The organism is Bradyrhizobium sp. WBAH42 (genome assembly GCF_024585265.1).
In the GTDB taxonomy this organism is placed as follows: domain Bacteria; phylum Pseudomonadota; class Alphaproteobacteria; order Rhizobiales; family Xanthobacteraceae; genus Bradyrhizobium.
In genome coordinates this window covers 3,259,728-3,279,482 of record NZ_CP036533.1, presented here as the reverse complement: position 1 = coordinate 3,279,482, position 19,755 = coordinate 3,259,728, and the positions used below count along the sequence as shown (strand labels likewise).

General features: G+C 64.4%; 17 protein-coding genes and 1 pseudogene. 7 read left to right on the top strand and 11 right to left on the bottom strand.

Annotated elements, in window-relative coordinates:
* The first annotated feature begins 140 nt into the window (after positions 1 to 140).
* The 4 genes from DCG74_RS15355 (at position 141) to DCG74_RS15340 (ending at position 5,019) form a co-directional block, all read left to right on the top strand.
* Positions 141 to 2,300: an indolepyruvate ferredoxin oxidoreductase subunit alpha gene (locus DCG74_RS15355; RefSeq protein WP_172789282.1), complete on the top strand. Its 2,160-nt coding sequence runs from the start codon at positions 141 to 143 to the stop codon at positions 2,298 to 2,300.
* A gap of 24 nt (positions 2,301 to 2,324) precedes the next feature.
* The gene (locus tag DCG74_RS15350; protein ID WP_172789281.1) at positions 2,325 to 3,890 is read left to right on the top strand and encodes an indolepyruvate oxidoreductase subunit beta family protein; all 1,566 of its coding nucleotides are present in this window, start codon (positions 2,325 to 2,327) and stop codon (positions 3,888 to 3,890) included.
* Between the two features lie 155 nt (positions 3,891 to 4,045).
* Positions 4,046 to 4,537 (top strand): MarR family winged helix-turn-helix transcriptional regulator, encoded by a 492-nt coding sequence (locus tag DCG74_RS15345; RefSeq protein ID WP_172789280.1) that lies wholly within the window; start codon positions 4,046 to 4,048, stop codon positions 4,535 to 4,537.
* Positions 4,537 to 5,019 (top strand): MarR family winged helix-turn-helix transcriptional regulator, encoded by a 483-nt coding sequence (locus DCG74_RS15340; RefSeq protein WP_172789279.1) that lies wholly within the window; start codon positions 4,537 to 4,539, stop codon positions 5,017 to 5,019. The genes DCG74_RS15345 and DCG74_RS15340 overlap by 1 nt, the downstream gene beginning before the upstream one ends.
* A gap of 44 nt (positions 5,020 to 5,063) precedes the next feature.
* Here DCG74_RS15340 and DCG74_RS15335 read toward each other — a convergent pair whose 3' ends face one another.
* From DCG74_RS15335 to DCG74_RS15310, 6 genes are all read right to left on the bottom strand, one after another.
* Entirely contained in the window at positions 5,064 to 5,792 is a 729-nt protein-coding gene (locus DCG74_RS15335) for an SDR family NAD(P)-dependent oxidoreductase (RefSeq protein WP_172789278.1), read from the bottom strand.
* Positions 5,793 to 5,814: 22 nt separating this feature from the next.
* Positions 5,815 to 7,431, bottom strand: coding sequence for an ATP-dependent acyl-CoA ligase (locus DCG74_RS15330; protein WP_172789277.1), 1,617 nt, complete (start codon positions 7,429 to 7,431; stop codon positions 5,815 to 5,817).
* A 7-nt stretch (positions 7,432 to 7,438) separates the two neighbouring features.
* Entirely contained in the window at positions 7,439 to 7,915 is a 477-nt protein-coding gene (locus DCG74_RS15325; protein WP_172789276.1) for an aromatic-ring-hydroxylating dioxygenase subunit beta, read from the bottom strand.
* The gene (locus tag DCG74_RS15320; RefSeq protein ID WP_172789275.1) at positions 7,912 to 9,252 is read right to left on the bottom strand and encodes a Rieske 2Fe-2S domain-containing protein; all 1,341 of its coding nucleotides are present in this window, start codon (positions 9,250 to 9,252) and stop codon (positions 7,912 to 7,914) included. Before DCG74_RS15320 ends, DCG74_RS15325 begins: the two co-directional genes overlap by 4 nt.
* Positions 9,253 to 9,271: 19 nt before the next feature.
* Entirely contained in the window at positions 9,272 to 10,222 is a 951-nt protein-coding gene (locus tag DCG74_RS15315; RefSeq protein WP_172789274.1) for a PDR/VanB family oxidoreductase, read from the bottom strand.
* Positions 10,223 to 10,329: 107 nt separating this feature from the next.
* Positions 10,330 to 10,935: a flavin reductase family protein gene (locus DCG74_RS15310; protein ID WP_306558276.1), complete on the bottom strand. Its 606-nt coding sequence runs from the start codon at positions 10,933 to 10,935 to the stop codon at positions 10,330 to 10,332.
* Between the two features lie 154 nt (positions 10,936 to 11,089).
* Here DCG74_RS15310 and DCG74_RS15305 point away from each other — a divergent pair, with 154 nt between their 5' ends.
* Positions 11,090 to 11,965: an IclR family transcriptional regulator gene (locus DCG74_RS15305; RefSeq protein ID WP_172789272.1), complete on the top strand. Its 876-nt coding sequence runs from the start codon at positions 11,090 to 11,092 to the stop codon at positions 11,963 to 11,965.
* A 78-nt stretch (positions 11,966 to 12,043) separates the two neighbouring features.
* Here the strand turns inward: DCG74_RS15305 and DCG74_RS15300 are convergent, their stop codons facing one another.
* Complete coding sequence (locus DCG74_RS15300) at positions 12,044 to 13,468, bottom strand: DHA2 family efflux MFS transporter permease subunit (protein ID WP_172789271.1); 1,425 nt, start codon at positions 13,466 to 13,468, stop codon at positions 12,044 to 12,046.
* 175 nt (positions 13,469 to 13,643) lie between these two features.
* On the opposite strand from DCG74_RS15300, the gene DCG74_RS15295 reads away from it, so the two are divergent.
* Both DCG74_RS15295 and DCG74_RS15290 read left to right on the top strand, forming a co-directional pair.
* Positions 13,644 to 13,952 (top strand): hypothetical protein, encoded by a 309-nt coding sequence (locus tag DCG74_RS15295; RefSeq protein ID WP_172789270.1) that lies wholly within the window; start codon positions 13,644 to 13,646, stop codon positions 13,950 to 13,952.
* 16 nt (positions 13,953 to 13,968) lie between these two features.
* Positions 13,969 to 14,880 carry a sigma-70 family RNA polymerase sigma factor gene (locus DCG74_RS15290; protein ID WP_373569529.1) on the top strand — a complete coding sequence of 304 codons (912 nt, stop codon included), beginning with the start codon at positions 13,969 to 13,971 and terminating at the stop codon, positions 14,878 to 14,880.
* Between the two features lie 100 nt (positions 14,881 to 14,980).
* Here the strand turns inward: DCG74_RS15290 and DCG74_RS15285 are convergent, their stop codons facing one another.
* From DCG74_RS15285 to DCG74_RS15265, 4 genes and pseudogenes are all read right to left on the bottom strand, one after another.
* The gene (locus DCG74_RS15285; protein ID WP_172789269.1) at positions 14,981 to 16,156 is read right to left on the bottom strand and encodes a Gfo/Idh/MocA family protein; all 1,176 of its coding nucleotides are present in this window, start codon (positions 16,154 to 16,156) and stop codon (positions 14,981 to 14,983) included.
* Between the two features lie 14 nt (positions 16,157 to 16,170).
* Positions 16,171 to 17,226 carry a sugar phosphate isomerase/epimerase gene (locus DCG74_RS15280; protein ID WP_172789268.1) on the bottom strand — a complete coding sequence of 352 codons (1,056 nt, stop codon included), beginning with the start codon at positions 17,224 to 17,226 and terminating at the stop codon, positions 16,171 to 16,173.
* Between the two features lie 291 nt (positions 17,227 to 17,517).
* A pseudogene (locus tag DCG74_RS38835) lies at positions 17,518 to 18,847 on the bottom strand (MFS transporter).
* Positions 18,848 to 18,922: 75 nt separating this feature from the next.
* Positions 18,923 to 19,729: an enoyl-CoA hydratase/isomerase family protein gene (locus tag DCG74_RS15265; RefSeq protein ID WP_172789267.1), complete on the bottom strand. Its 807-nt coding sequence runs from the start codon at positions 19,727 to 19,729 to the stop codon at positions 18,923 to 18,925.
* Positions 19,730 to 19,755: the final 26 nt, after the last annotated feature.

Here is a 19,755-nt window from a genome sequence, read left to right as displayed (position 1 = left end):
TCCAGGTGCTGTGTCGTGGTATCGTGCGATCGATGCCCTGTCGTCGGTCACGACCGCTTCCTTATCACGACGGCGGCATGCCCGGGCGTTGACTTACTTTACATGTAAAAGTATGGTAATGCATATTTCTGGAGGACGCAATGGCTGAACGGTCTTTCGCGCGCGAGGTCGAGGATCTTCGGCTCGGCGCCGGCGACACCTTTCGCGGCGAAGGCATCCTCGCGATCACCAAGGCGCTGCTGGAATCAGGCGTCGCCTATGTCGGCGGTTATCAGGGCTCGCCGATCTCGCACCTGATGGACGTGCTGGCCGACGCCAAGGACGTGCTCGACGATCTCGGTGTCGTGTTCCAGAGCTCGGCGAACGAGGCGGCGGCCGCCGCCATGCTCTCGGCCTCGGTGATGTATCCGCTGCGCGGCGCCGTGGCCTGGAAGTCGACGGTCGGCACCAATGTCGCGTCCGATGCACTCGCCAATCTCGCCTCGGGCGGCGTCACCGGCGGCACCATGATCATCGTCGGCGAGGATTATGGCGAAGGCTCCTCCATCATGCAGGAGCGGACCCACGCCTTCGCCATGAAATCGCAGATGTGGCTGCTCGACCCGCGTCCCGACCATGAATGCATCGTCAACCTGATCGAAAAGGGTTTCGAGCTGTCGGAAGCCTCGAACACACCCGTGATGCTCGAGGTCCGCGTCCGCGCCTGCCACATGCATGGCAGCTTTGCCTGCAAGGACAACGCCAGGCCGGCGCACACCATCAAGGACGCGCTCAACAATCCCAAGCGCGACGTCAATCGCATCGTGTTGCCGCCGGCGGCCTACGAGCACGAGCAGGAGAAGATCAAGACACGCATGCCGGCCGCGATCGGCTTCATCCGGGACAACAAGCTGAACGAACGGATGGGACCGGCACGGGGCAAGGTCGGCATCGTCATGCAGGGCGGCATGTACAACAACGTCATCCGCGCGCTGCAGTATCTCGGTCTGTCGGATGCCTACGGCAACACGCAAGTCCCGCTCTACGTCATGAACGTCACCTATCCGGTGATCGAGGCCGAGGTGGCGGACTTCTGCATCGACAAGGACGCGGTCCTGATCGTCGAGGAGGGTCAGCCGGAATATCTGGAGCAGGCGATCAACACCGTTCTGCGGCGCAAGGACATCCAGGCGCGCGTCCACGGCAAGGATGTGCTGCCAATGGGCGGCGACTACACCGCGCAGGTCCTGCTCGGCGGCATCAGGGACTTCCTCGAGAAGACGGAGCCGCGCCTGCTCGGCAACCGGCCGCCGGCGCCGGACGCCGCTCCCGTGCTGAGTCATCCGGCGGTCGAGAAGCTCAAGCAGGTCGTGCCGCCGCGCCCGCCCGGGCTGTGCACGGGCTGCCCGGAACGACCGATCTTCGCGGCCATGAAGCTGGTCGAGGAGGAGCTCGGCCAGCACCATGTCTCGGCCGACATCGGTTGCCATCTGTTCTCCATCCTGCCGCCCTTCAACATCGGCGCAACCACGATGGGCTTCGGCCTCGGTCCAGCCTCGACCTCGGCCTTCAACGTCAAGGCCGACAAACGCTCGATCGCGGTGATGGGTGACGGCGGCTTCTGGCACAACGGGCTGACCAGCGGCATCGGCAACGCCGTTTTCAACAAGCATGACGGCGTGTTCGTCATCGTGGACAATTTCTACACCTCGGCGACCGGCGGACAGGACATCCTGTCCTCGCGCGCTCTCAACAAACGCCGAAAGACCAACAATTCGATCGTGCAGGCCGTGAAGGGCATCGGCGGTCAATGGGTCCGGCAGATCGACCGCACCTATGACGTCGCCAGGATGCGCGACACGTTGAAAGAAGCGCTGACGACCAAGGAGGAAGGTCCCAAGGTCATCGTCGCCTCTTCCGAATGCATGCTGAACAAGCAGCGCCGCGTGAAGCCGCAAGTGAGCAAGGCGATCAAGGACGGGGAGCGGGTCGTCAAGGAACGCTTCGGCGTCGACGAGGACGTCTGCACCGGCGACCACGCCTGCATTCGCCTGTCCGGCTGCCCGTCGCTCTCGGTGAAGCAGCTCGACGATCCCCTGCGCGACGATCCGGTCGCCGCGATCGACAATTCCTGCGTCGGCTGCGGCAATTGCGGCGAGGTCGCCGAGGCTGCCGTGCTGTGCCCCTCGTTCTATCGCGCCGACGTCATTCACAATCCGACGCGCTGGGACACGCTCAAGTCGAGGATCGCCATGGCGGTGATCGGCTGGCTGCAGCGACGGCGCGATCGCCGGCGGCCGACATTCGGGGCCTTGGCATGAGGGTCCTGGCATGAGGGTCCTGGCATGAGGGACGAGACGGTTCGGCTGGCGCTTCCCGCGGCCGGCGAAGCGACCGAACGCCCGATCTCGATCGCGATCCTGGCCATGGGCGGTCAGGGCGGCGGCGTGCTGACCGACTGGATCGTCCAGCTTGCGGAGAACCATGGCTGGGTCGCGCAGTCGACTTCGGTGCCCGGCGTCGCGCAGCGCACCGGCGCGACCATCTACTACATCGAAACGATGCCGCCGCTCGATGGGCGCAAGCCGATCCTCTCGCTGATGCCGACGCCCGGCGATGTCGACGTCGTGATGGCCGCCGAATTCATGGAGGCGGGGCGCTCGATCCTGCGCGGCCTGGTGACGCCGGACCGCACCACGCTGATCGCGTCCAACCACCGGTCATTTGCCATCGGCGAGAAGATCGCGCCGGGCAACGGCGTTGCCGATCCCGGCGCCGTCACCGGCGCGATCGGCGTCGCCGCCAAGACCGAGATCATCTTCGACATGAACGCGCTGGCGATTGCGCACGGGAGCGTGATTTCGGCCGCGATGTTCGGCGCGCTCGCGGCCACCGGCGTGCTGCCGTTCGACCGCGACAGCTATCTGTCGGTGATCCGCGCCGGCGGGAAAGGCGCCAAGGCCAGCGTCGAGACTTTCGAAGCCGCTTTCGATCGCACCCGATCTGGCGCGCCGGAGGCCGCCCTGGTCCCGCGAGCCGAGGAGAGCGAGAAGAGCCGCGCGCCTGCGACGCTGGATGCAGAGCTGGCCAAGCTGCTCGAACGAGCGAAACAGGAGCTGCCGGACTCGGCGCTGTCGCTGGCGCAGGCCGGCCTGAAAAAGGTGGTGGATTTCCAGGACATCGCCTACGGCGCCGAATATCTCGACGTTCTCGGTGCGCTGCACGCGGCCGATCGTGGTGCCGGCGGCATCGACAGAAGCTTTGCCTTCACCCAAACGGCCGCAAAATACCTCGCCAATGCCATGACCTATGACGACGTCATCCGCGTTGCCGACCTGAAGACGCGCACCAGTCGCCGCGCGCGGATCGAGGGCGAGCTGGAGCTGGTGCAAGGCCAGGTGCTCCAAACCACCGAGTTCATGCACCCTCGCCTCGAGGAGATCATGGGAATGCTGCCGGTGTCCTTTGGACGTTGGCTCGACACCAAGCCGCGCCTGATGGGCTGGCTCGATCGCCGCATCAACAGGGGACGACGGGTGCGGACCTATTCGCTGCCCTGGTTTCTCGTGCTCTATGCCGTCGGCGGGCTTCGCGGCATGCGCCGCCGCTCACGGCGCCATGCGATCGAGACGGCGCATCGCGACGAATGGCTCAAGGCCGCCACCGAGGCTATCAGGACCAACTACCAGCTCGGCGTCGAGATCCTGCAATGCCGCCGGCTGGTGAAGGGCTATTCCGATACCCACAGCCGCGGCCTGTCGAAGTTCGACCGGACGCTGGCCACGATCAAGCTGGTTGCACAGCGCGAGGACGCCGCCGATTGGGCCCGGCGCCTGCGCGAAGCGGCGCTCAAGGACGGCCCCGGCAAGGAGCTCGACGGCGTCATCCAGACCATCAAGAGCTTCGCCTGATGAGACCGGCGTCGGCGAAGGATTGCGGTTCAACCGACGCTGGTCAGAACCGGGCTGCTTGACTGCGCTGACCGGTGCGCTAATCGGGGCCCGATCACCTCCGAAAAGAGCTTTGGAATATCTCCGTCAGACCAACCCGCCCTCCTGGTCATGCGATGCCGGCAGCACTCAAAGAGAATATCGTTCCCCTCGGACAGATCGAGACCCGGCTCTGGCTGCAGCTGTTGTCGCTGCACGGAGACATCTTCGCGTCGTTGAATTCCCTCCTCGGCGCCGAGTTCGGCTTGTCGCTGGCGAAATTCGACGTCCTGGCCCAGCTCGACCGCGACAGGAACGGCCTTGCGCTCGGACAATTGTCGCAGAACCTGAAGGTATCAGGCGGCAACGTCTCGGGCCTAGTGCAGCGCCTCCTCGCTGACGACCTGATCAGCAGGGAAATGTCGAGTGAGGACCGCAGGTCGTTCATCGTGCGCCTCACACCGAAAGGCGAAGCTTTGTTCAGGAAGGCCGCCGACGTGCACAAGAAGCATCTCGGCCAAAAATTCGAGAACATCTCGGCCAAGGAACTCGACGCGGCGCTGTCGGTGCTACGCTCGCTTTCGGCCAAGATCCGAACCCCCAGCAAGAAGCAAAGTCGAAAAAGCTAATGGCAAGAGAATCCAGGAGCAGGTGGAGATCCGGCCCGCCAAGGTCGAGAGATCAACTCTACGCCTACATTCCCTATCTGTTCAATCGGCTGGCCAATCGCTGGAACCTGGATCAGAACCGCGATCTCACCGAGCATGGCATCAACAACGTCGTCTTTCGTACGCTGTCGGTGCTGTTCATCTACAAGACGCTCACGGTCAACGAGATCGCCGTGCTCGCCGTGACCGAGCAATCGACGGCGAGCCGCATGGTCGAATCCATGGTGTCCGCCGGTCTCGTCAAGCGCGAGATCGCGGAGGAGGACCAGCGCCGCCGGGTCGTGGCGTTGACCACTGAGGGCGAAGCGTTGCTGCGCAAGATCTGGCCGATCATGGCAAAGAACTACGAGCGCCTGACCGCCGGGATCGATCCCGACGAGATCGAGACTTGCGCGCGCGTGCTGGCCAAGATGATGGAAAACGTCAAGCAGAACCAGATCTGACGCGGGTCATCCGATGCGCAGTTGGTGCGCGTCATTGATACGCGTCATGGGCCGAGGCCAACGAGGCTGGTGCCGCCGCAGACATAGAGCACCTGCCCGGTGACGAAGTCCGAGCGTTCGTCGAGAAAGAATTCGATGGCGTGCGCGACGTCCTCGCGTGCGCCGAGCCGGCCGACCGGGACGTTACGCGCCATTGTTTCCTGCCGCTCGGAATCCTTGGGGATGATGCCCCAGAAATTGTCGGTCAGGATCGGGCCCGGCGCGACGACGTTCACGGTAATGCCGCTGGACGCAAGCTCCAGCGCCCATGTCCGGGCCATGCCGTGCACGCCGGCCTTGGTGGCGGAATAGGCCGAGCGCGTCACGGCGCCCATCGCCGCGCGCGAGCTGACGAATACGATGCGGCCGAAACGGCGCGATTTCATCCCCTCCAGCGCGGCCTGGGTCAGGAGCATGGGTGCGCCGAGATGCAGCTGCGCCAGCGCCAGGACGTCTTCGGGCCTTGCGTCGGGCAACAGGTTCGGCAGGATGATTCCGGCATTGTGCACGAGGCGATCGATCGCATGATTGGAGGCGATCTCCCGGGCAACGTCCCGCGTCTGCTCGAGGCTGGTCAGGTCCGCGCAAAAAGCCGTGAGCAGATCGTGTGTCCAGTCCGGCCTGTGCAGCCCAACCGAGACCACGCGCTGGCCCTTGTCGACGAGACTCTTCGCCAGCGCTTCGCCGATTCCGGAATTGCCGCCGGTGATGAGGGTGGTGCGGACCTGGCTCATGCTCGGTTATCCCTGCGTTTCGTCAGACCTGCCGCCGCTTCAGATCGCGCAGATCGAAGAAGGCGCCGTCCTGCATCAGCCTGGCGACGGAATCCTTCAAGCCGCCGCGCTGGATCTTCTCGGTCGCGGTCAGCGGCAGGGTATCGACGAAGCAGATCCAGCCGGGCGCCTTGTAATAGGCCATCTGCTCCAGGCTCCAGCGGACGATCTGCTCGGCGAGCGCGCGGTCGGCGCCGGCCTGCTCGGCGATGATGACGGCCGCCACTTCGTCGCCGCGCACCGGGTCCGGCGTCGCGGCGACGGCGGCCTGCCGAACCTGCGGATGCCGATTGAGCACGGATTCGACCTCGACCGCGGCGATGTTCTCGCCGGAGCGGCGGATGACGTTCTTCTTGCGGTCGACGAAGTGCAAATCGCCGTCCGCATCGCGCGACACGATATCGCCGGTATGCAGCCAGCCTCCGGCCCAGGCCTCCGCCGTCGCCTCGGGGTTCTTGAGGTATTCCCGGAAGAAGCCGTAGCGCGGATCCGCGCCGGCCCGCCGCACCAGCAGCTCCCCCGGCGTCCCGGCCGGCACGTCATCCCCGCCGTCATCGACGATGCGAATGTCGATCTCCGGAGCCGGGCGGCCGAAGCAGCTGGTGCCGACCTTACGCGGCTCGACATTGGCGGCGATCACGCCGCCGCTGCCGGTCTCGGTCATCGCCCAGGCCTCGAGCAGAGGGAAACCGAAGCGCGCCTCGAACGGCGCGTGAAGCAGCTTGTCGACACCCGCGCCGAAGCCGAAGCGAACCGCGTGCTGCCGATCCTCTTGCGAGGGCGCGGCGCTCATCAGCATCGACGGCATGACGCCGAGATAATGCAGGCACGTGGCCCGGCTCTGCCGCACCGAGCTCCACCAGCTGCGCGGGTGAAAACGATCGAGCATGGTCAGGCAGCCGCCGACCGAAACCATCGCCATCAGCGAGACCGCCATCGCGTTCATGTGGAACAGCGGCAGCGGCGTGATCATGCGCTCGACATCCGGCTTGAGGCCAATCAGCCCGCCGGCGTCGCGATACCAGTTTCCGCTGTGCAGGAAGTATTCGTTGGTGAGAACGCAGCCCTTCGGCTGGCCCGTCGTGCCCGACGTGTAGAGCAGCGCGCATTCCGTTGCGCCGTCCGCCGGCCGCAGCGGCCGCGTACCGTCATAGGGCGCGGGAACGTCGCCGTCATCGGTCACGACAGGAATCGGCCGGCCCGCCTGGCGCGCCGCCGTCTCCACCTCAGTACGGCGTTCGGCCAGCACGAAGGCGGCGTTCATCTCGGAATGCGCGATGATGTATTCGAGCTCGCTCATCCGCAGATCGGGGTTGATCGGCACCACGGAGACGCCGAGCGCGTTCAGCGCGAACCACAGCTCGACGAACACCGGCCGGTTCTGGAGCAGGAGCCCCACCCTGTGGCCTTCGCCATAACCGCTTTCGGCGAACGCCTGGCGGCGGGCCTCGATCCGATCGAGCATCGCGCGGTAGGAGATCTCGCCGGCCGGGATGCCGTAGATGCCTGATGTCTCAGGCAGCACGTTGAGGAAGCCGGCCTCGCCGCGGCGGAGCGCGGTCTGGCGAAAGCGGGCATGGACTGTCGCTGCAGCGATCAAGGCGCACTCACATGAAGAGCTGGATGTTGCCGAACGGCGCGTCGAAATTGACGAGATCGAGGCGCTTGAGCTTGATCTTCAGGCCGTCGCCGACCTGAACCAGGTCGTGCGATGCCCATCCCGAATAACGCTCCAGCAAGTCGCCGCGGGTCTCGGTGTAGATATAGGACGTTCGTGCCTTGAACACGCCCGCCGCGACGTCGCAGGCGACGATCCTGGGGGCCTGGAGCAGATGGTGGCATCGGCTCTTCGGCTTCTGGCTGAAGGTGCGCTCGCCGGCGAGGCGCTCGACCCGGACCTTGAGCAGCAACAGGTCCTCGTACATCAGCGACGGCTGCAGCACCGGATCCTGTTGCTGCCATTCGAGCGGCATCCAATAGCGCCCTTCCGAGTGAAACAGATCGAGCCAGCTCTGCCACTGCATCGTGTCGAGAAGCTCGGCCTCCCGATAGATGAAATCGATGATGGCCTTGTCGTCGATCATTGCGCCGCCTCGGTGTGCTCGTCCATGCCCATCGTCATGAATTTGGCCCAGGCATGGAATTGGTTGCGCATCTGCCGCTCGGACGTGCCGTTGATGACGGCGGTGACGTCCGGCTGTTCGTCTGCTGCGTAGAGACGGCGCAGATTGATCCACTGATTGCCGTTGGACTTGAGGCCTTCCTGCGCCCGCTCGTACATTTCCAGGTCGTCATGCCCGACGATGGAGGTCGGCGCGTTGATGAAGCGATTGTACATCAGCGCGCGCTCGTAGAGCTTGTCGGGTGCGCCGACCAGGCGGTAGACCCAGCTCTCGACCAGCGTCCTGTCGACCGCGATCGGAATGAAGTTGCGCAGGATCTGCACGGCGCCCTTGACCATGATGTTCGGGAAATAGACGGTGTTGTGCCTGACCTCGCCGAGGATTTCGTGCGCCCGCGTCTCGCCATAGGCGGCGACCATCTGATCGAGATAGCCGTCGACGTCGGAATAATTGGAGTGGATCGAATTGGCGACGCCGGTGTGGCCGTGGCCGTTGGGCCAGATCCTGATGCCGCTCTGCTCGTAGAATTCGTACGGGCTCATGAACGGCCCGTAGAGCTGAACCGCCATGGGCGTCTCGGTCGAATCGCCCTGCTCGCGCTTCCAGACCTTGACGGCGGTGCCGGCCGAGCTCTCGTGCGCGACCATGGGATGGCAGGTGTCGGTCTGGTTCTCGACCAGCATCTTCCAATTGCAGGTGTGCATGTAGCGGATCGGCGCCGCCATCACCGCGAGCTTGCCCTCCGGCGAGCGGTCGACCATGTTGTCGATCGTCGAGAGGCTTTCGCCGAAATAATCCTCGAAGGACAGGCCGCGCTCACTCAGCCGCGCGAAGATGAAGTCGCGATAGATCGCGACGTTCCTCACGCGCGACAAGCCTTCATTGGCCTGGGTGTCGCCGAAGCCGGTCGCCTCATAGCCCTTCTTTAAGGGAATCGCGAGCAGCGATCCGTCGGTCTTGAACGACCATGCATGGTAGGGACAGCGAAAGAACTTGCCGGTGTTGCCGCAGGGCTCCGAGGCGATCTTGACGCCCTTGTGCGGGCAGCGGTTGTAGAAGACATGGATCGAGCCGTCGGTGTGGCGGCTCGCCAGCACCGGTTGCCGGCCGATCGTGGCAGTGATGAAGTCGCCGGGCTTGCCCAGCTGGCTGGCATGGCCGACATAGATCCAGCTGTTGGGAAACAGATGCTCCATCTCGAGATCGAAGATCTCGGGGTCGACGTAGACGTCGCGGTGCACCTCGGCCTCGCGTACCAGCGCCGCGATCGAGCGCCTGTCACTTGCGTGCTTGCCCATGGTGTCCTAAGTCCTTGTCCTAGAGATCCAGCACCAGTCGATCCGATTTCGCGCGCGAGACGCAGATCTGCATCACCGTGTTCGACGCCTTCTCGTCGTCGCTGAGAATGACGTCGCGATGATCAGGGACACCGGAGATCACGCCGCACTGGCAGATGCCGCAATCGCCGCGCCGGCAGTCGGAGAGAACCTCGTGGCCGGCAGCTTCCAGCGCCTCGATGATACTCTGGTCGGCCGCGACGGCGATGACCTCTCCCGTCGACTTGAGCTCGACTTCGAAGGCACGGTTCGGCGCGCTCGAGGTCTCGGCCTTGAAGAGCTCGTAGTGGATGCGATCGGCGGCGATGCCGCCGGCGTGAGCGGCGGCCTTCACCGCATCAATCATGCCTGCGGGACCGCAGACATAGACGTGGGAGCTCGCAGGCGAGGCGTGTAGCGCCGCGGCGATGTCGAGACACGAGGCGTCGCTGTCGTAATGGATCGAGAGAGCGCGCGCGCAGACGGCCTCGAGCTGCGGCAGGAACGCCAACGCGCCCGGTGCCCGCCCGGCATAATGGAGACGGTAGGTCGCTCCCCGGTCCTCGAGCTCGGCCGCCATCGACAGGATCGGCGTGATGCCGATGCCGCCGGCGAACAGAAGCGCGGGCGATGCGTCCTCGTGCAGCGGGAAATTGTTGACCGGCACCGAGGCGGTCACGACGTCGCCGACCTTGAGCGCATGCATGAAAGCCGAGCCGCCGCTCGACATCCGCTCACGCAGAACCCCGAGCGCGAGCTGGCCTTCCAGCAGGCCCGGCAGGGCCATCAGGGAGTAAGGCCGGTCTCCCCCGCTCGGCAGCGAAACACGAATATGCGCCCCTGCCCGCCATCGCGGTGCCGCGCCGCCCTCCACGTCGAACACGAGGCTTCGTATCGTCGGCGTTTCTGCCGAGACCGACTGCACCCTGAGCCTCAGCTGACGCGTGTCCATTCGCGGGGTCTGCATAATGTATGAATTTGCATATTTTTAGACATATAACAATTCGATGTCAATCGGCTCTCGGACGGGACGTTTGCAGCTCTGAACGCCGGCGGCCGCTATTCGATCGGCGCCGGACGCGCCAGCTGGAAGAGGTCGCGAGGCCTCGCATACCAGCCGGAGCCGTGCATGCGGGCGATGAGGTCGAGGCCGATCGTGTCGATATGCCCTCGCTGTTCATCGATCACGAACTGCTCGGCGACGTGCGCACAGACGATCTCGCCGATCACCGCGATTTGCCGCGGCCCGGTTTCCTGAACAACGAGGGAGCGGCATTCGAACGCGACGGGGCAGCCCTTGAGGAGCGGAGGCGAGACCATTTGGGAAGGTAGCGTCTCCAGCCCCGCAAGCTCGATCTCGTCGATCTCGGCCGGAGCATCGACGGCGGTCGCGTTCATCGCTTCAGCCATCCGGTGCGGCACCAGGTGCACGACGAACTCGCCCGTCTCGACGATATTCTGCGCCGTGTCCTTCAAGCCTCGTTTCGGATGGCGCAGCAGACCGAGCACGACCGTCGGCGGCTCGTGGCCCAGCACGGTGAAGAAGCTGAACGGCGCGGCATTGGCGGCCCCGTTCCGGGATCGCGTGGTGACCCACGCGATCGGTCGCGGCGTCACCGTCGCGGTCAGGATCTTGTAGCGGATATCCGCCGGAAGCTGTCCCATATCGAAGAGCATCGAACCCTCAGTTGCGCACGCGAGCGGCTTGTATTTGCGATCCGTCTGGTTTTTATTTGATCATATGCATATGATCTTATCAAATATGCCGTATTGCATCGGAGCGCCCCCGACTTAACGATTTGATTTACAAGGACATTCAGTGAAGAAATCGCGCCGCCCCCGTCCGCCGGATCCGGCGAAAGCCTCCGCACGCGGGGCCAAATCCAGCAAGACCACCACGCCAGAACACCGCCGGCGCGGCATCCAGTCGATCGAGATCGGCTTCAGAATTCTCGATTACCTCCGGACCGAACTGCGGCCGGTGCCGCTGAAGATGATCGCGGCCAACACCGGAATGTCGGCCGCGAACGTCCACTATTATCTCGTGAGCTTCCAGGCGGTGGGCATCGTCCGCCAGGAGACCGACACCGGCTGCTACGCCCTCGGGCCCTATGCGTTGAAGCTCGGCATGGCGGCGATCGAGCAGTTCGACGTCTTTGCCGTCGCACGGCCGGCCATGACCGAACTCGCGACGACCATCGGCCACACGGTGTTTCTCGGCGTTTGGGGTAATCGCGGTCCCACCATCATCTATCGCGTCGAGGGCGGGGCCAGCCGCCCCATCATCGAGCTGCGGGTCGGAAGCGTCCTCAGCCTGCTGCGGTCCGCGTTGGGACGCAACTTTCTCGCACATCTGCCGCGCTCGCTGACGGGTGAGATGCTCGATCAAGAGCTCAAGGAGGAACGCTCGCGCAAGCCGCGGATGGATGATGCGCCAACCACCAAGATCGAGGTGGAAGAGATGATGGCCGCGATCCGGCGCGACGGCATCAGCCGCTGTCGTGATGCGCTGCTGCCGAACTTCACCTCCCTATCCGCACCGATCTTCGATCAGGCCGGGCTCATGATCGCCGCCATCACGATGATGGGGCCGATCGGCATTCTCGACGACGACCTGAAAGGCCCGACCGCAACCGCGCTGATCCTCCATGCGCGCGCCATCTCCGCGACCGCCGGCTGGCAGCCCGAGACGTGACGGCTCCACGACCGGGCACGACGCAACAGCGCGGCCGCATCTCGGCACACGGACTTGCATCGATCAGCTGATCGGGGATCAACGTCCCGGCGCTCTCGATACCATTTGCGGCGCCGCCGCGGTGGATACCGGTTTCCTGGCCGGCAGCAATAGGCCAATCCATGCGCCGACCAGCGACAACAGCGCCGCCAATGTCATCGCTGCCTCGAAACCGTCGGCGAAATGAGCCGCGCTGTCCATTGCGCCATTCGCCGAGAAAGTGGCAACCAGCGCCGCAATCCCGAACATGCCGCCGAGAAATCGGCCCATGTTGAAGATGCCCGAAGCCTTCGCCATTTCAGCCAATGAAACCGAGCTCAGGATGGCGTTCTGCGCCGCGGGCATCGCCATGGACACCCCAACGCCGGCGATCACCAGCGGAGCAATCAGCGCGCCGTAGGCGACATCGGGCGACGCGATGAAGGCGATCCAACCAAGCCCGATCGCCTGCATGATCAGTCCCGTCACGACGAGCGGCCGCTCGCCAAACTTGCCGACCACGGCGCCCGCGATCGGAGCGGTCACAAACAACGTCGCCGTCCATGGCAGCAGGCGCACGCCGCCCCCGAAGGCGCCGAAATGCAGGGTCACTTGCAGGAACTGCGGCAGCAGGAATACGACGCCATACATCGCAGCATAGAACAGGAAGCTCAGCGAGAGCGCCGCCGAGAACGACCGCGACACGAACAGCCGGAGCGGCACCATCGGCGCAGCGACGCGCGCTTCCCAGATCAGGAATGCGATCGCGAAGACGAGACCAACGATCATCGAACCTACGACTTCCGCGCTGGTCCAGCCAACATTGTTGCCGCGCATGAGGCTCCAGACCCAGGCCAAAGCGGCAACGGCGACCAGTGTCAGCCCGGTGACGTCGAGTGTTGCCGCAGGTCCAAAGCTCTCGCGCAAACGCGCCCGCACCAATGTGGCCGCGAACGCGCCGATCGGCAGGTTGATCCAGAAGATGGAGCGCCAGCCAAGCTGCTCTGTGAGAAGGCCGCCGATCGCGGGCCCGATGATCAATGCAAAGCCGGTAATCCCTGAAAAGATGCCGAGCGCCTTGGCGCGCTCCTCCCGCCCGAACGTTCCACTCAGGATCGCCATCGCAAGCGGCATCACCAGCGCCGCTCCAGCCCCCTGCGCGGCACGCGCCGCGATCAACCAACCGATCGTCGGCGCCAGCGCGCAAGCGGCCGAGGCGAGTGTGAACAGCGCGATGCCGCCAGCAAACATCCTGCGCCGCCCGAACCGGTCGCCGAGCGCGGCTCCGGACAGCAGCAGCACGGCGAAAGCGAGATTATAGGCGTTAACAGTCCATTGCAGTGTCTCGACCGAGCTCGAGAACTCGATGCGGATACCTGCGAACGCCGTCGTAAGTACCATCGCATCCAGCGCCATCATGAACGAGGCAAGCGAGGTCAGGGCGAGTACCCAGGTCTTCTCCGCGGGGGTGGGAGCGTCTTGCATCTCATCAATCTCCATCTTGGGGCCGGAACGGCGCCGTCGCGGAGAGGACGAAGCAGGAGAGCCCAAGGATGCTGGCTGAAAAAAACTTGTGCGGGCCGCATCCTTTGGACCCAGCCAGACGTCCTAGTGATCGAGAAGCCGCAAGTTCGTGCTGCGGTGAGATGAGGAGACAACGATGAAACGAAACGTGATCCGCTACAGGACCAAGGCCGACATGGCCGACAAGAATGCCGAGCTGGTCGAGGCGGTGTTTGCCGAGCTGAAGGCGGCGCACCCGGAGGGGGTGCGTTACTTGACGCTGCGGCTCGAGGACAACACCTTCATCCACATCGTCGAAACCACGGCCGAGGACGGCTCGTCAGCGCTGCCGAAGCTTGCGGCCTTTCAGGCCTTTCAGAGCGGTTTGCGCGACCGCTGCGCCGAGCCGCCGGTGCGCAACGGTGCTATTGTCGTCGGCAATTATCGCGTGCTGGCGGAGCCATAGGGCTCGTGGTGGAGGCATGATGAACTCGGCTCAGGAAGGCGCGGCCCACGACATTCCGGCGCTCCTGGTGGCTATCCGGCCGCGGCTGCACCGCTATTGCGCGCGCATGGTCGGATCCGCCATCGACGGAGAAGACGTACTGCAGGACGCGCTGATCAAGGCCGTGGAGGCGGCCTCTACGGCCGGCCCGATCCGCAATCCGGAGGGCTGGCTGTTCCGGATTGCTCACAATACGGCGCTCGATTTCCTGCGCCGGCGCAACCGGCAAGAGGCACTGCATTCGCTTCAGGAGGTGGACATGATCGTTGACGAGATCGACACGGTCGCAAGCCGCCAAATCGCAGCGACCAGCCTGCGCACTTTCATGCGCCTGCCGGTTGGCCAACGCGCAAGCGTGATCCTGATGGACGTGCTCGGCTGCTCGCTTCAGGAGATCTGCGATGTCATGGACTTGAGCCTGCCCGCAGTAAAGGCTGCGCTGCATCGCGGGCGCACGCAGTTGCGCGAGCTTGCAGAGGAACCCGACGATGCGCCGCCTCCGCGTCTGTCGGCAGCCGACCGCACGCGGCTGGCCAATTATGTCGACCATTTCAATGCACGGGATTTCGATGGGATACGCGCCATGATCGCCGAGGACGTCAAGCTCGATCTGGTCAACAGGACCCGACTGACCGGCAAGGCCGAGGTGTCCCGGTACTTCGGCAACTACGCAACAATCAATGACTGGCACCTCGTACCGGGCCTCGTCGAAGGCCATCCGGCCGTCCTGGTGCTCGATCCCGCGGCGATCCCCGGTTCAAAGCCCAAATACTTCATCCTGCTCGGCTGGGCGTCGGGCAAAGTCGCCAGGATACGGGACTTCAGGCATGCCTCGTACGTTGCCGAAGACGCTGACATCCTGGTCGACCAAGACAAGATCGGGCGTTAGGAGCCCGACCAGCGTTTCGATGCACTGGGTTCAGTCACGGAGCGGGCCATTGAAGTTGCCATCGGTGCCGCGCCCCAAGGCACGCCCCAAGGCACTGCAGCTACGTCATTCGAACCCAAGCGCCCTTGCTTGTTGCGGACTTCACAGCAGCATCGATGAACTGCACCCCTGCCAGACCATCCTCGACGGTTGGGTAGATCACCTCAGGATCCGGCTTTTGGCCGGCCTGTGCCGCGCGGATGGCGCGCGCTGCTTCGGCATAGATCGTCGCGAAACCTTCGAGGTAGCCTTCAGGGTGACCCGAGGGGATGCGGCTGACGCGGGCGGCGTCGGCCAATGTGCCGGTCCCACCGCGCGTCAGGAGCTGCTTCGGCCGGCCGTACGGCGTGAACCAAAGATGGTTCGGATTCTCCTGCGCCCATTCGAGACCGCCTTTGCTGCCGTAGACGCGCAGCGTGAGCCCGTTCTCGTTGCCGACGGCAACCTGGCTCGCCCACAGCATGCCCTTCGCGCCGCCTTTCCACCTGAGCAGAATCTGCACATCGTCATCGAGCCGCCGCCCCTCGACGAAGGTCGACAATTGCGCGAGCAATTCGTCGAGCGCGAGCCCGGTGACGAAGCAGGCCAGATTGTAGGCATGGGTGCCGATGTCGCCGATGCATCCGCCGGCTCCGGACCGGGCCGGGTCCGTGCGCCATGCCGCCTGCTTCTGGCCGGTGGTTTCCAATGGCTCGGTCAGCCAATCCTGCAGATACTCGACCTTGACGAGACGGATCTCGCCGAGTTCGCCATTTGCGATCATCGCGCGCGCTTGCCGGACCATGGGATAGCCGGTGTAATTGTGCGTTACGACGAAGATCCTGCCCGTCTTCCTGACCAGCGCCACCAGTTCCTCGGCCTCGGCAAGTGTCGTCGTCAGCGGCTTGTCGCAGATGACGTGAATGCCGGCTTCAAGGAAAGCTTTCGCGACCGGGCTGTGCATGTGATTGGGCGTTACGATCGAGACCGCCTCGATGCCATCCGCTCTCGCCGCTTCTGCCCGCGCCATCTCCTCGAACGAGCCATAGGCACGGTCGTCAGCGATGCCGAGCTCCTTTGCGGAGGCTTTGGCTCGAACCGGATCCGACGCGAGCGCGCCGGCGACCAGCTCGAACTGGTCGTCGATGCGCGCGGCGATGCGGTGGACGGCACCGATGAAGGCACCCTGGCCACCGCCGACCATGCCGAGGCGGATACGACGATGGCCGCCGGTTTCATTGCTTGCTTCGATAGCCATGTTGCACCCTCTCTTCAGGAGATGCCGAGCATCTTGCGGTTGGCAGCCGCGTCGGTGCCGCTGCCTGCGAAATCGTCGAAGGCCTTCTCCGTCACCCGGATGATGTGGTTTCGGATGAACTCGGCGCCCTCGGCCGCGCCTTGCTCGGGATGTTTCAGGGCACACTCCCACTCGAGCACCGCCCAGCTGTCGTAGTCGTATTGCGTGAGCTTGGAGAAGATGGCGCCGAAATCGACCTGGCCATCGCCAAGCGAGCGGAAGCGGCCGGCACGGTCGACCCAGCTCTGGAATCCGCCATAGACGCCCTGGCGGCCGGTCGGATTGAACTCGGCGTCCTTGACGTGAAACGCCTTGATGCGCTGGTGGTAGATGTCGATGTAGTCGAGATAGTCGAGCTGCTGCAGCACGAAGTGCGAGGGATCGTAGAGCAGGTTCGCGCGCGGATGGTTGTTCACCCGCTCCAGGAACATTTCGTAGGAAACACCGTCGTGGAGGTCCTCGCCCGGGTGGATCTCATAGGCGAGATCGACGCCGTGCTCGTCGGCATGGTCGAGGATGGGCCGCCAGCGCCTGGCGAGTTCGTCGAAGGCGGTCTCGATTAAGCCGGCGGGGCGCTGCGGCCACGGATAGACATAGGGCCAGGCAAGTGCGCCGGAGAAAGTCGCGTGGGCCGTCAGCCCGAGCCGCCTCGAGGCCAGAATGGCGCGCTTGACCTGATCGACGGCCCATTCGGTACGGGCCTTGGCATTGCCACGCACCTCCGGCGCGGCGAAGCCGTCGAATGCCGCGTCATAGGCCGGGTGAACGGCGACGAGCTGGCCTTGCAGATGGGTCGAAAGCTCGGTGATGGCAAGGCCGTGGCGAGCCGCAATGCCCTTCACCTCGTCGGCATAGGTCTGAGACTCCGAGGCCTTGTTCAGGTCGAACAGCCGCCCATCCCAACTCGGAATCTGAATCCCCTTGTAGCCCAGGGATGCCGCCCATCCGCACATCGCATCGAGCGAGTTGAACGGCGCCGCGTCGGCAGCGAACTGAGCCAGGAATATCGCAGGCCCTTTGATCATCTTCATCGAATGCCTCCTTCTGCCTTGGACGTTTTGGGGATCGCTTTTCCGCATCATGGGTGCGAGGATGCCGGCCATCGAGAAAGAGAGCAATACCGGACTACGCGATGGGATGAAGCTCTATATCGCGACGGGACCGATGATCCTACGCTCCAACAGATGGCGAGCGCCCGCGCGCACCGGCAGGCTGCGCGTTTGCCAAACTGGCCGGAGCCATTGCGGCTGCGACTGAGCCAGCCCATCTCGCCCCGCAGTTCGATGAATCGACGCGGCCACAAGGTGGCCGCGTCGATTTGGTCAGCGAAAGTCGCCTTTGGTCTCGGGGATCACGATCGCCCCGATCAGATAGATCGCGAAGACGCCGACCGCAAACCAGGCCAGCGACATCGGGATCTGCGCCGGGCTGCCGCTCACCAGCGAGACGAAGGTCGGCATCATGCCGCCCAGCGCGAAGCCGATGTTCCAGGACAGGCCCGTGCCGCTCGCGCGCAGCGCGGTCGGGAAACGCTCGTTCAGGAAGATCAGCACCGGCGCATAGCCGGCATTGCCGATGAAGGCGATGGCGAGCGCAAGAAGCGTGATCTCAGTCGTGTCCTTGGTCGCCGCGAGGTTGAGATAGCACAGCGGCAGCAGCACGGCCGCCAGCGTGCCGATCAGCAGAAAGGTCTTCTTGCGGCCGATCCAGTCGCTCAGCGCGCCGATCAGCACGGCCGAGAAGAACGCCGAGACGCTCGCGCCCATCAGGATCAGCGACGAGGTCTGGTTCGGCACCGCGTTGATTACCTTCAGGAAGCTCGGCAGGTAGCCTGAGGTCAGGTAGTAGCCGGCGCCGCCGCCGAAGGTGATGAGCAGATTGACCAGCAGGACGCCGCGATACTCGCCCGAAAACACGTCCTTGACCGGCGCTTTCGACACCTTCGCCTGCTTGTTGCCCTGCTGGGACTTGAGCTCCTTGAAGTACGGCGATTCCTCGAGGTTCCTGAAGATGAACCAGCCGAGCAGCGAGCTCAGCAGCCCCGAGAAGAACATGAAGCGCCAGCCGCACGGCGAAGGCATCGCCGGGAAAGACCGAGGACGTGATCAGGAAGACGAAGGATGCGAGCAACGCGCCGATGCCGGCGCCACCGCCGCCTACCAGGCCTGACATCGCGCCACGCCATTGCGCCGGCACCGATTCCGTCCCGATCGTGTGGGTCGAGGCCACGACGCCGCCGACGAACACACCCTGTACCAGACGCAGGATCAGGAAGATGATCGGCGCGATAATTCCGGCCTGCGCGATGGTCGGCAGCAGGCCGAACGCCGCGGTACTGAGGCCGACGCCGACAATGGCGATCAGCATCGCCTGCTTGCGTCCATGCACGTCGGCATAGTGCCCGAACACTGCCGAGCCGAGCGGCCGCATCAGGAGCGTGACGGCGAACGAGCCGTACACTGCGGCGAGCGACAGCGCCGCATTGCTCGACGGAAAGAACAGCGCGCCGACGACCGGCGCCACGTAGAGCAGAATGAACAAATCAAACAGATCGAGCGCCCATCCGAGCACCGATGCGATGATCGCGTTGACCATCTGCTTGTTATCGGCCGATGCTTGCGCACCCGCGGCCGGCATATCCATCTCAGCCATTTTGTCCTACCTCCCCGCTTGAGTAATGCCGCGGTCCGCACCATTGCGAACCACGGCAGTTCGTTGCATCGCGTATCAGCGGCCGACGAATTTCGGCGGACGCTTGGCGTTGAAGGCCTCGACGCCCTCCTTGAAGTCCTCCGACTGGCGCAGGCGGCTGTAGCAATGGCCTTCGAGCTCGATGGCGATCGCCAGCGTCGAATCCTCGGTGTCGTTGAGCAGCTTCTTGGCCGTGCGCTGCGCCAGCGGCGAGAAGGTGCGGAGCTCGTCCACCAGTCTGTCGGTCGCCTTCTCGAGCTCGGCATCCGGCACGCATTCGGTGGCGATGCCCCACTCATAGGCCTGCTTGGCCGAGATACGCTTGGAGCGCATCACGATGTCCTTGGTGCGGGTGATGCCGACCATCTTCTGCAGGCGGGCCGAACCGCCCGAGCCCGGGATCTGGCCGAGCTTCTGCTCCGGCAGCGCGTATTGCGTGGTCTCGGATGCGATGCGGAAGTCGCAGGCGAGCGACAGCTCGAAACCGACGCCGAAGCAATAGCCGCGATTGGCCACGACCACGGGTTTTGCGCAACGCGCCGGCGCCGCGATGTTCCAGGCGAGCTTGGAGACGTGCTCCGGGCTCGCCGCCATGAAGCCGCCGATGTTGCCGCCGCTGGAGAAGTGCTCGCCCTCGCCGCGCACGACGATGACGCGCACGCGCGGATCCTCGTCAAGCGTCTCGAAGGTCAGGCGCAGCTGGTCGCGCTGCGGCATCGCCACGACGTTGTAGGGTGGACGTCCCAGGATGATGTCGGCGCGCTCATGCGCCTCGTCGATCTCGACCTTGAACCCGTCGAGCTTTGCGAGCCGGGGATCGGCGAATGTGTAGGGTGACGGCATCTGTGCTTCCTTCTGTTGAATGGATG